Raw genomic sequence first — 15,203 nt, forward strand, 5'->3', positions numbered from 1 at the left:
ACTTTTTTTTGACCTATAAACAAATAGTATATACAGCCTTCCGGGTTGAAGATTGCACATAGCATAACGCTATCCAAACAATCTCCTATTCGGAAGTTTTTTTTGTTTCAAGAAGAATAAAAAAACCGAGAATGTAAAAAAACATTAATTTTCAGGAGGAATTATTATAACAACAAGCATGACAGAAAACAGTTTTTTTTCAGTAGAGGATTTTAGAGAGAACTTTGCAGAACTATTAATTGAATGTGTATCTATTTAATTCAAAGGATAATATGCCGTTTTCTTATGTACTGAACTAAAAATACGTAGAGAAAAAAGGATTCGAGAACATGTGGCAAATTAAAATGTTCACTACTAGAAACAAAGGAAAATTATTAAAAAGTGGTTTTTCCACGTAGTAGATAGTGAAACGAAGGAAGAACAGAGTTTGCAGCCAAAGGAAATTGAGTGGTTGAATGAGTGGGTTAAAGAAAATGACGGTTCAAAGAGAAAAGTTGCTAAAAACGAGTGAAGTAACTTGTCGATACAATGGTTTATAACTTTATATAACGAAATATAAAGTGTTTTGCGTCAAATTTGCGTCAAACATAGAAAAACACCATCCAATAAAGGATGGTGTTTTTCTGTAAACCCATACGTACCAATGGTTTATTGTTATGGTCCCGACTGGGTTCGAACCAGCGACCCCCACCTTGTCGAAATCATTTGGCTAAATTAAGCTAGTTCAGCTCAGTTAAATAAGTATGGGAAACGTTGATTTAACAAGGTTTTCATCAATCGTAAAATCAACTGTGTTAAATAAAAACAACTGAAAAAAATAATTCTGTGAGCAATCTGTGAGCATTTTGGTGAGCAAGTGATCTGTTTTTTAAAAAGGTTTGCTTTGTTTAATGTATTTTAATACTGGGGGTTTGAATACTTCCTGGGACGTTAAAGGGTTCAGGTTGGATAGAATTGAATAAAAATCAAAGCGCTTCAAACCCTTGTTATATAAGTGTTTGAAGCGCATTTTATGTTTTAAGGGTTACTCACGTTAGAAAGTAATTGGAAAAGGTGCGATTTATACACCTCTTTAAACAAATTATACACGATTTTATACGATAGATAGCCGCTCAAAAATGCCTACCGTTTGTTTGGAACCCTTTTCACGTAGCTCTTTCGTGAGGTGTGCATATGTAGAGGTTGTAATCTCTAATGATGCGTGACCAAGGACCATCAAAATTTCATTATATCTTAACCTTATGATTTACAATCATTTCTCTTTAAAGAAGTAAGTAATAAGATAATTTTCTCTTTTAAAAGGAATGTAGTGGAAAAATTATAGAACTTAAATGATAATATATTTTCGAAAAAAAATCTAATAAGTAAGTTATAAAATATTTTAAATGGAAAAATAATACATAGACTTTGTGCTTAAAGATATACATACTAAAGGAAGTAAATTTTTCCAGACGAAGGTGAATATATTGGATTCAATGGTTATAAGAGAGATTGAAAAAATAACGGAGGAATATTTTACGTTATTAGAAGACTATTTTGGTACTATTTATATTCCAGGGCTTGATGTGAGTTTACAAGCCTTTAGAATAGAAAAATATCAATTAGCTTCAAAGATGCTAATTGCAAGTATTGAAGATTTACAAAAAGATTTATTCAATTTTTGGGAAAAGCATGCTGACAGAATGATAAGTTTTATTAATAACTCTAATATTTTTAAAACAACTTATTGTGGGAATATTTCTCCACTAAATCATAATGGATTTATAAATAGAACAGCTCTTTATGTTGATACAATTTTAATAAAAGAGCCAATAGGGTATTTAATGTTTACTAAACCTATTTCTACAGATGAAGCGTATATTTATAATATTATTCAACATGCTTTCAATTTGTTTGAATTAAAGAAATTATTTTTTGGAGAAGGTGCTATTCCTCTTTTTATAATAATTCCACCAATTTTTGATGAAAAAGGTCAGAATGAAATATATGGCATTGCTGAAGAATATGGGACACAATATGTAAATAATGTACTTGAAAGCGATTTTAATGAAAGGGAAGAAATATTTGAGTATTTAAGTTCTATTAATGATTTAGAGACGATAAAGCAATTAATAAAAAATCCCCAATTAATAGATTTTAGAGGAATGTCAGTAGAAGATTATTTAATGGAAGTACATGAAAATATCTCTGGTACTTTTCAAAATGGAAATGACTTTTCGATTGGTAAAACCTTAGCTTTCAAAATTTTTGGTCAATTCTCTAATATTTCTTATGAACTTACACATGCTATAGGATTAAACTCACAAATTATCTTTGATAGAAGTGATTATTGGGATTTATATAAAAATCACTTTATTTTTAAAAGTGATCCCGATACTTTAATTCTTGAATCATTACAACAAAGTGAATTTAAATGGCTAATTAATTATGATATGGAAAAATTCAATATACTAAGAAATGAAGAAGAATTAGTTCAATTAAGAAATATTCTAAGAAAAAATATTTACAATGCAAATAATGCTCTAACATCGGAAAAAGTAAAATATCAAGTTTTGAGTAATATAGAAGAAGCTTTTTTAGACCATACATTTATGATAGATGAAATTAATAGTAAATTAAGGAAAAAATTATCGGTTGATGGATTGGTAGTTACTGGAGCAGCTGTCTCAGGTTTAATACCTGCAAGCCTTGCTTTATTACCTCTTATCTCAACTGTAACTGCGAGTTATGGAATCTTTGATTTTGTGCATCAATTTTCTCGCTTAAATAAAGAAAAAAAAGAATTAAAAAATGGCGTAATGGGGATGTTATTTGATGCTAGAACGAAAAAGTAGTTTTAATCCAAAATTAGATGAATTTGAAATGAGTTTTAATGTCTATATGGATTATGTTAACAGACAAATAAAAAAAGATATAAATTATATGCCGCATCCCTTTGTACGAGCATTATTAATTGCTCATTCTGAAGCAGGAAATGGACCAAATGGAAGATACTTAGGTGTTTCCAGTCTTGATGATTCCAGTCTTGGATGCTATTCAGTAGTTTTAGAGAAGAGGGGTGATAAATTTTCTATATTAGCAATTCAAAATATAGATTTAAACCTTGAAGTACCAGTCGAAGTAGGAATCTATTTATTAATTTTGTCTATGCGAATCGAGAAAATAGGGGGAAATGAAATTCTTCCTGAAGATGCAGTTGATATAGTTAATGACAATATTCCGGTATTGAACATGATACTTTTTAATAATGATGAATGGATACCGGCTAGAGACTATTGTAGAGATGTTATGAGACGAGATAAAAGAAATAATGAAGTAATTGAAAAAATTAATTCTGATATGACTTGGAGAGACTATCCTTCAACAGTAAGAAGTATTATTGCTCAATATTGGATTTTAGAAAAATATCCTGAAATGTTAGTACAAGACAAGTGTAATATAACTTACACTATGACTGAGCATACAATTCCTAAAAAAACATTTTTAGATAATATTTTATTCATGCTGTGTGGTGAACCATCGAAATATTTTGATGATCGATTTAAATGGACATATTTTTCTGATTTGGTATCATCAGATGAAAAAATAAATGGGAAAATTAAAGTTGGAAGGAATCATCCCTGTAAATGTGGATCGGGCAAAAAAAATAAGTACTGTTGTAACATTAATTATTTATAAATTTTTGGTTTAAAATCGTTTTTTATTTTGTATCTTTGCACATCAAGAGGTATATTTAATAGTTTATTTTATACATCCTCTACAATCAATCCCAAAAACCCAAAAATACCAACGCCCCAGCGAATACTTAAAAGTACTACTGGGACGTAATAATGATGTGATAGTAAAATTAGTGCAAATGATGAGAAGTAAAAGGTTCCTCTTATTCTTATATAATTTATTACGGTATTTGAGATGAAATATTTTCAAATACAATTAACATTAAAATCACATAATCGAAAGAGGTTTAAAATATGGAAGTGATAGCAAGGATTCCTCTAGGAGATATTGAATTTATTTGTTCACAAGGGGAATATAACTTTCGGGATGTACTTAATGACTTTCCTAACGCTAAAGAAATCTTCATCACCACTTACAGCATTAAATACAATGATGAACTCCTTCAACATCTAAAGAATGTAAAAGGAAAAGTAACTCTAATTTCAAGTGTACCTAATGTTTTTAAAGAAGAACATCTTACTAAAATGTCTACTGAAAGAAGAGCAGCAGCAATAAAAACAGCACGAAGAAATATACAAAATTATATAGAACTCTTTCAAAAAGATAAAGACAGTATTTCTCACTATATTAATCTTGACGCTCATCTAAAAATTGTGATGACAGAAAATATCGCTTATATCGGTTCAGGTAATTTTTATGGTAAAGAAAATATCGAAGCAGGGATACTTATAAAGAATACGGATTACATAGAGAAGCTCTCTAATGAATTAATTCCATTACTAACTAATCATAAGAAGACAATTGCCATTGATAGTAAGATAATTATAAACGGAGAATATTTTATAAATCTATATACCGACCTAGAGAATATCATTAGCTCTATAAAGGAGTCATATCAAGACTTATTCGATCGACATATCGAATTGATTATAAAGGTAGAATCAAATGGAGAAGATTATATAGGGGATTTTAAGGATGAATTCGAGTTTGATGCTTTTTTCTTAAGTTATAAATTAGAACATTTAGAATCTCTACTTGAAGAACATTATGATGCAGAATATCAGGAGTACATGGTTGGAGATGATATAGTTTCTTACCTCATAAGATTTGGCTTTGAACCTAAATCCGATGATGATTATGGCGGGTATAATCCCTTCTACGAAAGCCGAAACATAATTAAAGGTATCCTTCAGTGGTTCAATGAACCTTATTATGAAATATTCAAAAGGAAAACATATACTGATTTTAATAGTTTATTCGAACTACTCGATATGAGGATGAAAGAATTAGTAGAGGAAAAGAATTTTCTAATAAAGCATATTAATGGACAAAAAGAATTGAAGAAAAAATAAACAAGTTTTTTCAACAACTTACTTAACACACGGAGAAATATTTAAAGCAATTTGATACTATTACTTTAAATATTATCCGAAAAGGGGGTGTTTGTTTGGCTAGAAGAAGTTATGACTCTGATTTAGTTAAAATAAACAGTATTATTGCAGATAAGAATCCTCTTAATAGCAATGTTGAAATTAGGAATTCTTTAAGAATACCTTTAAAGAGAGGTATTGCATCCTGTATCCTTATGAATCCAAGCAGTGCGGATAACATTGATTCCGATGATACCATAAACTTTGTAACTAAATACATTCATATGAATATACCTGATATACATTGGATAAGATTTTATAATCTTTACCCATTCTATGAACCTAGTTCATCTAAAATCTATACTTTAATACAGTCTCTTTCCGAGACAGAATACCTTTCTGCCATGAAAGAAAATAGAAAGGAAATTAAGAAAACACTTCGTACAACAACGCACTTGTTCCTGGGATATGGTCAATGTAGCGGAGATGCATCTGATAAGGCTAATTGTTATGATATCGAGACAAATAATTTATTGAATATCATTGAAAAGAATTATAAGAACGATATCTATGTTTTTGAAACTTCTCAATCGGAAGACATTCTTATCCAAAAAAAGTATCCTAGACATCCTAATCCCAATAACAAACACGTTGCTATTAATCATCACAAGTGTCAAGTTAAAAACGGTTCAATAGTGCTAATATAAGTTTATTGGTGTGTTAAATCGCGCGTGGTTTTAATGTCTTCTAAACGGAAGAAAATGAAAGTGAAAATGGTCGTTATTGTATAAAGACTTTTTTGTTAACTTTCAATTTATTAACTACTCCGCCATTATACTCCAACCACTTTTCCTTTTCTCGCTCCACGGCTCGATTTTGCCATTCAAACCATACGTATGGACATTCACTACAATGACTATCTACACCACTATTATTGTGCAGATCTCTACATACAAATAGAGTTCTTTTGCGACAGCAGTAGCAATAAATTATTTTATCATCACTTTTTTTTATTATTATCATGATCATTTTACCTCCAATATACAATATTTATTGTCTATTATTTGGTTATTTATTCTATAACCAATAAATTTATTAAATAAATTAATGTCGGTTACCAGGTCCTAAGAATTCAGACAAATCTATTCTGTTAAGTGGAATACTTGAATGAGAGAGAACTTGGGAAGGAATTGAAGGGAAGTTCATATACTTCATAGTAGATAGATAAAGTTGGGTGTAAGATTATTCAATACTATTTTGGATACTATAAACTGAGAATTAAGGACAAGAATCTAGGCACTTTACTGTTTAGATTCGTTTTCCCTTCATTATAATAATCTAACAAAGAACGCGAACTGAACATGAGAGAAAAAGCCCGCATCCAATGAAATTTTGTCATTTCGCGAAACCATATGGCAGCAACAATCCGATGTGCGTTTTAATCAATTGACTTCTAACCTTCAACATATGTACTCACGTAAAAACAAGGCTACGGAAAAAGAAAGATGAAGGAACAAAACTTCAATGGGAAAAGAAGTGGATGCAGGTTATCTAAATTTTTTCTATATTGAAGATAATAAGTGGGAGGTTTTTTGGAATCACTTATAAAGGAAGAAGCGGAGAAAAACGCAAATGATAATCGAAAATATGAGATAACGGACAACACCATAGCCGTTACAAAATTAATCCATGCAAATATAACGGTTGATGAAATTGCTGAGACTTTAGTATTGTCTCCTACACACGTTGAGAGTATTAAAGAATAATTATTGAAAGGAACTAAAAAGAACAGTTACAGAAGGATTTTGAAGCGAACGGAAATAATCAAGCAGTCGAATATTAATAGTTTTATAGAGATTATGTTTAGATGTCCAAAATATTTGCTCTTTGTTCCGTTTTTTGATGAAGAAGGAGCTTAACTATTATTTATCTTTCTTGAACCATTTCTGCCATAGGTCCTGAAACAAGATATTCCGTTTTATCATTACTGCATAGCCAAAGGCCAGACCAACGATTGTGTATGGATAAATCGGTTGCCCAGTGATTAGGTTCGCAATAACTAAAACGTTAATGTTACTGGTAGGCATATGCCTAAAATATTGGCATAAAGCATCAGTTTGTTGAAGTCCATTTATCTAACCCCGCTCTTACGTTTATTATAAAAAGAGGATTCATATAAGTATAAGTTTTAATCTTCCTTCACAAAGGTTGCACATTCTCTAGGAATGATAAAGGCGGTAAATGTCTCACCCAAGCCTTCTTTCGGCTGATTTTGAATTGCTTTTATCAGGGAGGAATTAGCGAAGCCTAGTGGCATGGCATGTTCACCAGAATATATAGCATGTAATTGGTTGATATACTTGCCTTTAGTTAATCCACATCGACATGACTTCTCTTCTAGAGCAAGATTAAAGAGGTCTTGACAATGCAAACACAATACAAGCTTCATACAGTTATTCTCCTTTCATCAATAATCGAATAAGTATCTCTCATGAATATCTTCTATTTTAATAATAGCGGCTAAAGGGAGAAATAAAAAGTACTGGAGATGAAAATTAGCCATAATGATTATTGAATACTAGTTAAGTTAGTTCAGTTCAACCTTCAAAATGAAACAAATCCCGCAAAAACCCATTTTTATTGCTTACTATACCTGTCTATTTTTATGCCTAGAACATCAAGTTGATTTCGGTGATCAATGTGTGAAATGTTACACTCAAACTAACGTAAGCAGTTTAGTTCAGTAAAAAAATGGGTCAGGAGAGGATAAAATGAATAATTTAGAAACAGTAGGTTGGGCTGGAATTATTTCGATTTTACTCATTATTTTCAGTTTTTATTTCACACTTACATTTTTTGAAAACCTACACAAAGGGAATGAACGCATTACAAAACAGTCAAAATTAACAGCGATAGTTTGTCTCGGATTAGCTTTACTCATTCCTGTTCTTTATAGTTTTATATTTCATTTATAAAAAGAAATTATTAAGCTAACGAGGTGCTTTAAGAAAAAGAGAAGAGGGGGATTAACAGTGATGTTTTTTATTTTTATTGCAGTGTATGGGACTCCTATCCTTGCAATTATTTTTTGTTTAAATTTAATTAGCATTATCAAAAAGGTGAAAGCTGAAGAGAATTTTTCAATAAACACAGTTTGGTTGACGGTATCATTCGCTATTATGGTGTGGAGTATTGCAGTTGCTGGATTATGGGAATAGTGTCTTACAGAAGATAGGTACATTCGGACAAATGCTTATTAAAGTAACGGGTGCGTTAGTTGTAGATCATTGGGCTGCAGTGTGTAATTTTTTGAACTTTCCTCTGAAAAGTGGTTTACATTTTCGGTAACATGACAAGAATGTTAATAATAAGTTCGGTAAGATGACATGAACAGTATCCTGTTCTAGTTAAGTTACCGAAATATGACTCTGAAAGAGACTTGATATCAAGGGTTTTGTTAATTCTGTTCATATTCATTTGATCTTCAATGGCATGTCCATTCGGTAACATACCAAGTTAATTGTTTGATTAATCGGTAACATACCAAGTCAAAATTATTACAATAATAAAACAACTAGCTGTATAAAGAAGCTAAGTGTTCAATAGTTACTATTTATTCTTTGATGCTCTCATAATACAAATCGATTTCAGAGAATGGAGCTAACTTATAATCTACATAAAGTAATTTACCATTTTCAAAGTCAACATCAATCTTCTTAAATAATGTTAACAGTAATGTCCTTAATTCCGGGTTTTGAAGATTGTTTAGCTTTAATAATGTGAAAATCTGGTTAGAGTGAAATCCATCAGTTAGCAAATTTATATGTTCAATGAAAGTGTTGGCTTTAAATATTTCTCTATTTAACTTTGATTTACTAATTGAAAGTATAAAGTCCCAGTCACTATTTTGATTTACTTTTTCAGGATCATTAATTAAAAATTCTTCATTTAAAGTGATTTCCTGAAGCTGGTTTTTAATTGAATTTCGGTGTTCTTCGATCTTAGATTTCCCTTTAGTCATGAGCTTTGCTAGAGTATGTTCCAAGTTTTCCAACATGACATACCATTTTGAAGATAGTTCCTTTAGAATCTCGTTATGGATTTCATCCAAGATTAACTTTTTTTTGCAAGAAGGACATCGATAGACTAAATAACTGTGCTTCGAATTTTTTGGAGTTTCATTCTTTGAAACTAAAGATTGATTACACTTTTGGCAGTGAAGTAGCCCTCTTAGTAAAAAGGGAGAGCTGTTATTTTTTCCGTTTCTTTTATGAAGCTCTATGGTTTGATGTGTAATGTTCCATAAGTGAACACTAATTATTGGTTCATGGTGATTAAAGATGAGATCATATTCACCACGTTGTTTTTTTCGACTAGTATTACGACTTACCCGAATGTTCCAAGATAGATGACCTAGATACTGATCATTATCCAAAATATAATCTATCGTACCGCTGCTCCATACTTTGCCTTCAGGTGAGGTAATACCTGCTTCGTTTAATAAGTTCGCAATACTTTGTTGGCTATGCCCCCAGGAAGAAAGGTGAAAAATGAATAAAACAATTCTTGCTGAATCAGGATGAAGAATTTGTTCTCCCTTAATGTTATTTGGATTTTCATCTGTTTCAGCTAGATATGGGAAATGTAGCTTGTATCCAAATGGTATTTTAGAACCGGGACGATCTTTTTTGGATAATGCGTTTTTTTGACCGTCTTTTGCACGCCTTGATTTTGCAACAGATTCACTAGCAGCAGTGGCAAATTTAATAATAGATTCTACTTTATAAGGGTCCCATTCACCGAAAGTGCAAGTAGAGAAAAACTTCATATATGGCTTATCTCTTTTTATAACATCATGAATAAATAAAGTGAAATCATAAAATTGCCTAGAGACACGTGATTCCTCATAGAAAAATATTGCTTCAATATTTAAGTCTTCTGAAAGTGCGGCCTCCAATAAATCAGTCATTGCCTTTCTACTGGTTACAACTTGATGATAGGCACTATTTGCATCATCAATAAAGACTTCAACAATGTTGAAGCCCTCACTTGTTGCGCGTAATCGTATTTCTTCTGATTGTGTCTCGATAGAAGCGTTATGTTTTTGTTTAATGTCTGACCGTCTTGCAATGCCTATTGCATTTTTTGAAAAATTATCAACTAATAAAGACATCTTGCTGTTCATTCCCTTCTTCAAAAAAATCATTGAAATAATAGTGTAAAAGTACATAATCGTCGTTAATTTGAATACTTGAAATTAATAAATCAGCTAAATCAAAATAATCTTTCTCAGTTAAATTTGCTAGTTTAGAAGTTACTATCTCAGTAAGGGTATTTACTTCTACTTTTAAGTTTTGAAGGGAAGTAATTGTGTTCTCTAATTTGCTCAACGTCTCTTTTATATGTTCAATTTGGTTCATAGCTCTTTTTACAGTTAAAGAATTATCGATTGGTTTATGATGCTGAGAAAATTTAATACATAATGTTTCAAGTTGTGAGTACTTTTCATCAAAATCTTTACTACAACACTGTATTTGGTTATTAATTGCTTTTTGTGTAATTGTTTTGATAGATTCGAATTTAATTTTACTTAGTGTTAGTTTTAGAGATTGGATGATTGTTTCATGCAATTCTGTAACACTAATAGAGTGCTTTTTGTGTTTGGAGCAATAGTAAGTTCCTGATTCTCCGATATTTCCTTTTTTGAATTTTAATACATTTTGACATTTTCCGCAGAGGGGAATGATAAGTGCTAATTTTTGTGATAACGAAATTCCATCATTAATTCCATATTCAAATTCATCTAGTTTAACTTGGACATTTTTGAAAAGTTCGAGAGGTATAATAGGTTCAACGTGAGATAGTTTGTGATATGTTCTATCTGGTCCTTCATAATGAGCAGCAAAGAAGGGGGTGCGGAGAATATCAATCACTCTAAACTCATTTCTATCCAGTAAAGCTCGATATTCCATAAGCACTTCAAAAACTTGTTCTCGACTTTTAACCTCAGCAAATTCTGTAAATAAATTTAGCAACTCATCTTTATTCTTAGGATCTGGTGTATAGAAACGTTGCGACTGCCCATTTTCATGTTTGATTACTTCTTTTTTAAATCCAATTAAAGATGAAGGATTTCTCTTTCTAGCATCAGATAAGCGAGTTGAAATTCTTCTTCCTTCAAATTGAGCCGATAAGCCATACCAAGTCTCTAGAAACAAATCTCTAGAAAATGCTGGTGCATCTGTAGCAGTAAAAATAACTTCTACTTTATGTTCATAGAAAATTTTCACAATATAAATATATTCGTATACATTTCTTGCAAGTCGATCCCGTTCATACACAATAATTTTATTAATACGCCCCTGTTTAACTAGTTTAATCATTCTCATTAGAGCAGGTCTATCATCCATTGTAAGTTTTGTTGCTGACACATCAAAATCAGTGAAAGTCAAAATCTCATCGGAGGGAATATCTATTAAAAACTGCGCGTTTGAGCTAGTTTGTAACTCAAAGTCTTGTCCTCCTGAACTGGTTCGTTTATACTCCGCTTTAAGTTGTCTGGAAATTTTATTTTTCATATATTTCTTCACCTTTGACTCCTTTTTTATTGTTTTTTAAATTCATCCAAAGAACCGGTTAAGAAAAGTCCAATTAAATGTGGATCCGAAGGCAATGACTCTATTATTAATTTTTCAATAGTCCGATATAACATGATTGCTGATTCCTCCGGTATTTCTTCAGAATAAGTAATGCTTATTATTTTAGGTTTCGTCATTAGAATCCCTCCTGTTCATTTATGTAATCATTATGAACAAGAAGGATTATTTTTATTCTTTTTTGTTAGTAAATTCAGAGTCTACTTTTTTAAATAAGTCTAATCCCAACTGTATTTCAACTTCCTTAACCGATGCAGAAGACTTCGATTTACGTTTAATTACAACCGATCGTGTAGTCCCACCTGGCAGATTAAGTTCTTGAATTATTTTGATCAATTTGTATTCTCCCTTCAAACTGTATAAACAAGGATACAACCTCTTTTGAAATTCCATGTTTTTCGCAAATCTCATAGATTCTTTTGAAATCAAGCTTTGTGTTTTGCGTATTTATGATTTCGTTTCTACTGGCCATAAATGTCTTTTTTCCTTTCTCATTGATATAGTGGTGTAAATTTAAAGACAAAAAAGACCGCAGAACATGGTTATCCAAAGGGATAACATCATGTAACCGCGGTTTTCGCTTGTTGGTTAATGTATTTTATTTGAATGAAACGGTTATTCGAAAATCATTATATATTGGGATTTTTGTCATTTTAATAGTAAATCATGATTTTTAGAAAAATATTATGATTGTATGATCTTGTTCTACTAGAAAGAATGTAATACAGGGAGAAGGAAGAGGCATTCAATAAGCATTGATTCAGGATGTAAAGTTTTTGCGATTTCTGGAAATATCACTTGCAAATTGTAGTCGGCTGTTGCACTTTTTCCGCTACAATAAGGACAAGGGTTGTGATCTATTAAATCTGAACATCCTTGTTTACCTTGCCAATCATGCTTCTCACAATGGACATAGACATATTTATTCGAATATGGGGTAGTATATTCGGGAAATACATTTATTTCTGAATTTTTTAAATGATTCCAATATTTCGCTACTCTATCTGGTTTCTTAAACATGATACTTTTTTCAAAAGGAAGTTCATGACATACATTACATTTAGCAGAACCTTGATAAAGTGCTTTGTATACTTGATTAGGTGTCTTTCTAAAACTACACGACCTACCCTCAAAGTGACAAATCCAATACGTCATGGATTTATTGTCCTTTGTAGTTACATCACTAAACTCCAAATTAAGTAAATTCTTATTTTTTTGTTTATCCCACATTAAACTCATAAGTTCTTTGTTATTTTTCTTATCCATTATAATTACTACCTCCAAAAAATTAGACTTGGAGGTAGTATCCTTCAATAATTATAAAACACACATGGAATTTATTAGTTTCCCCAATTACTATATTTTTTATACATAAAATTGTAAATTATTTTTAACTAAAATATTGATAATGTGGTAAAAACATATTCGTAAAAATAATGGTATAATATTCCTAATGAATACTTTAGATTTGGTAATTGTAGAAATAGTTACATCAGAATCTTAATGTAAGGGGTATGTATATTGAATTCAATGGACAAAGATGCACTTCTAAAACAATTAGCGGATTATGGTTACAGAATTGGCTTTGGAGCTAAGAAGCACTTTGCAACCTATGATATTGTCTCAAAAGTTCCAAGTGGAATATCATTAATAGGTTTATTTATTGGTGTAGGACAATTAGCTTATCCAAATTATAACTATAGTACAATGATTTCGACCATTCTTATATTAGCAAGCATAATCGGACTTACAATGAATTCATACAATGCAGAAAAGGAAATATACAGTCAAATTGGACAAGAGTTAACGCAATTATTTAACGAAGTACAAGCACTCTATTTCAAAGTAAGAAATTCATCAGAGCAGACATTTACAACAGAAGTACAACAATTGAATGAGATCCTTACAAAATATTACCAGATAAGTCGTAGCCAACAGATTTTTGGTGCTGACTGGTTTGCTCATTATAAATTCTTTTGGCAAATGGAGAAAAAATGGATTGAAGAACAAAGACCTTTTTCATTTTTGAGAGATATGATTCCGTTATCACTTGTTTTCTTCCTTGTGCTTGTTATACCGCTTGTTTTCTTTTCTTGGTATTTTATTTTTGAAAGGGGTGCATAAAATGTTAAACGAAGTGTTTGAAAGTTTTGCTGATTCGTTACAGATTAGTAATATAGAAGACATTGATACAAAATTTAAGTCCATAACAAAACGGTTAAATACGAGTTATTTTGGGACCAAAAGTGAAGAAGACCATGGTTATAAGGTCGGATCTTTAGGTAGAAATACTGCCATAAAAGGTGTTAGTGACTTGGATATGCTGTTTGTCTTGCCCGATGAACTATATACAAAATACAATAATTATGAGGGAAATGGACAATCTGCTCTCCTTCAATCGGTTAAAACAGAAATAAAAAAGAGATATCCTAACACGATTGTAAGAGGGGATGGGCAAGTTGTTGTAGTTACATTTTTAAATTATGAAGTTGAGGTTTGCCCTGCGTTTGAAGAAAAAGATGGCAGTTATAAATATCCTGATACTAACAATGGCGGTAAGTGGAAAAGAACTGATCCCATGGTTGAAATTGGTGAAAGTGAGTATATGATTGAGCTTACGGACCATCATTTTAAATATGTCTGCCAGATGGTTCGAGCATGGAAAAATCATATTGGTTTTAAAATGGGTGGGCTTTTAGTAGATACTCTGGTACATAAGTTTTTTAAAAAACATCCAAAATATGAGTCTACAACGTTTAATGACTATTTATCCCTTTTAAAAGATTTATTTTCCTATCTGAAAGGATTGAATCCAGACCAAAAATATTGGAGTGCTTTAGGGAGTAAACAGCAAGTTTACAATAAAGACGGAGTATTTGTGTCAAAGGCGGAAGAAGCGTACTCCAAGATAAAAGATTTAACGGAAGAAAGTAAAGACCTTTACGACAAATTGCAGGAGCTTTTCGGAAAGGACTTTTCAATTCCCGAAACTGTACAGAAATCTGCAGAAAGTCGATTTGCTATGGCATCCTATACGGATAACCAAAAATTTATTGAAAATCTCTTCCCTGTAGACATTAGGTACAGCTTAAAAATTGATTGTGAAGTGAAGCAGAATGGTTTTAGGGAAATATTGTTGAGAACTTTAATCAAACAACGTAAACCCCTCCTTATTAATAAGGAACTTGCATTATTCATTACAAAAAATGAATTAGCTGAAAAAGAACTAAGTTTTGATATCTATTGGAAAGTGAGAAATCGAGGGCAAGAAGCTATCAAGAGAAAGATGTTAAGGGGAGATATTGTAAAGGGTAAGGAAATCAAAATAGAACGAACATCGTTTAGAGGCGGTCATTATGTAGAATGCTATCTAATTCATAATGGAGTTTGCGTTGCGAGAGATAGTATTGATGTTCCAATAGCTATGGAGAGCTATACTCCGAGATGATAAGTATGTTAGCCAACATGGTACGTGAAGATTTCAGAATGTAATTTGTAG

15 protein-coding genes are annotated in these 15,203 nt (G+C 31.3%); 9 read left to right on the forward strand and 6 right to left on the reverse strand.

Annotated features, from left to right (window positions below; translation table 11 throughout):
* Positions 1-1,466: 1,466 nt before the first annotated feature.
* The 5 genes from C7437_RS02460 (at position 1,467) to C7437_RS16845 (ending at position 6,814) form a co-directional block, all read left to right on the forward strand.
* Positions 1,467-2,834, forward strand: a complete 1,368-nt coding sequence (locus C7437_RS02460; RefSeq protein WP_111438049.1) for a hypothetical protein — start codon at positions 1,467-1,469, stop codon at positions 2,832-2,834.
* Entirely contained in the window at positions 2,815-3,678 is an 864-nt protein-coding gene (locus C7437_RS02465; protein WP_111438050.1) for a hypothetical protein, read from the forward strand. Before C7437_RS02460 ends, C7437_RS02465 begins: the two co-directional genes overlap by 20 nt.
* 293 nt (positions 3,679-3,971) lie before the next feature.
* Positions 3,972-5,030 carry a phospholipase D-like domain-containing protein gene (locus C7437_RS02470; RefSeq protein ID WP_111438051.1) on the forward strand — a complete coding sequence of 353 codons (1,059 nt, stop codon included), beginning with the start codon at positions 3,972-3,974 and terminating at the stop codon, positions 5,028-5,030.
* Positions 5,031-5,125: 95 nt separating this feature from the next.
* Positions 5,126-5,755: a DUF1643 domain-containing protein gene (locus C7437_RS02475; protein ID WP_111438052.1), complete on the forward strand. Its 630-nt coding sequence runs from the start codon at positions 5,126-5,128 to the stop codon at positions 5,753-5,755.
* A gap of 885 nt (positions 5,756-6,640) precedes the next feature.
* Positions 6,641-6,814 (forward strand): hypothetical protein, encoded by a 174-nt coding sequence (locus C7437_RS16845; RefSeq protein ID WP_170122295.1) that lies wholly within the window; start codon positions 6,641-6,643, stop codon positions 6,812-6,814.
* A gap of 422 nt (positions 6,815-7,236) precedes the next feature.
* Here C7437_RS16845 and C7437_RS02490 read toward each other — a convergent pair whose 3' ends face one another.
* The gene (locus tag C7437_RS02490; RefSeq protein WP_111438054.1) at positions 7,237-7,497 is read right to left on the reverse strand and encodes a hypothetical protein; all 261 of its coding nucleotides are present in this window, start codon (positions 7,495-7,497) and stop codon (positions 7,237-7,239) included.
* A 322-nt stretch (positions 7,498-7,819) separates the two neighbouring features.
* Between C7437_RS02490 and C7437_RS02495 the strand changes: the two genes are divergently transcribed.
* Entirely contained in the window at positions 7,820-8,023 is a 204-nt protein-coding gene (locus C7437_RS02495; protein ID WP_111438055.1) for a hypothetical protein, read from the forward strand.
* 57 nt (positions 8,024-8,080) lie between these two features.
* Positions 8,081-8,266, forward strand: coding sequence for a hypothetical protein (locus tag C7437_RS02500; protein WP_111438056.1), 186 nt, complete (start codon positions 8,081-8,083; stop codon positions 8,264-8,266).
* Positions 8,267-8,661: 395 nt separating this feature from the next.
* Here the strand turns inward: C7437_RS02500 and C7437_RS02505 are convergent, their stop codons facing one another.
* The 5 genes from C7437_RS02505 to C7437_RS02515 form a co-directional block, all read right to left on the reverse strand.
* A complete protein-coding gene (locus C7437_RS02505; protein WP_170122296.1) occupies positions 8,662-10,221 on the reverse strand; it encodes a recombinase family protein in 1,560 nt (519 codons plus the stop codon).
* Positions 10,205-11,626: a recombinase family protein gene (locus C7437_RS02510; RefSeq protein WP_111438058.1), complete on the reverse strand. Its 1,422-nt coding sequence runs from the start codon at positions 11,624-11,626 to the stop codon at positions 10,205-10,207. Before C7437_RS02510 ends, C7437_RS02505 begins: the two co-directional genes overlap by 17 nt.
* A gap of 26 nt (positions 11,627-11,652) precedes the next feature.
* Positions 11,653-11,823 carry a hypothetical protein gene (locus tag C7437_RS16850; RefSeq protein ID WP_170122297.1) on the reverse strand — a complete coding sequence of 57 codons (171 nt, stop codon included), beginning with the start codon at positions 11,821-11,823 and terminating at the stop codon, positions 11,653-11,655.
* 52 nt (positions 11,824-11,875) lie between these two features.
* Positions 11,876-12,040, reverse strand: coding sequence for a hypothetical protein (locus C7437_RS16855; protein ID WP_170122298.1), 165 nt, complete (start codon positions 12,038-12,040; stop codon positions 11,876-11,878).
* 372 nt (positions 12,041-12,412) lie between these two features.
* A complete protein-coding gene (locus tag C7437_RS02515) occupies positions 12,413-12,970 on the reverse strand; it encodes a hypothetical protein (RefSeq protein ID WP_111438059.1) in 558 nt (185 codons plus the stop codon).
* A gap of 264 nt (positions 12,971-13,234) precedes the next feature.
* Here C7437_RS02515 and C7437_RS02520 point away from each other — a divergent pair, with 264 nt between their 5' ends.
* Positions 13,235-13,828 (forward strand): SLATT domain-containing protein, encoded by a 594-nt coding sequence (locus C7437_RS02520; protein ID WP_245909224.1) that lies wholly within the window; start codon positions 13,235-13,237, stop codon positions 13,826-13,828.
* Between the two features lies 1 nt (position 13,829).
* A complete protein-coding gene (locus tag C7437_RS02525) occupies positions 13,830-15,152 on the forward strand; it encodes an SMODS domain-containing nucleotidyltransferase (protein WP_111438061.1) in 1,323 nt (440 codons plus the stop codon).
* The last annotated feature ends 51 nt before the right edge of the window (positions 15,153-15,203 follow it).

The organism is Psychrobacillus insolitus, assembly GCF_003254155.1.
In the GTDB taxonomy this organism is placed as follows: Bacteria; Bacillota; Bacilli; order Bacillales_A; family Planococcaceae; genus Psychrobacillus; species Psychrobacillus insolitus.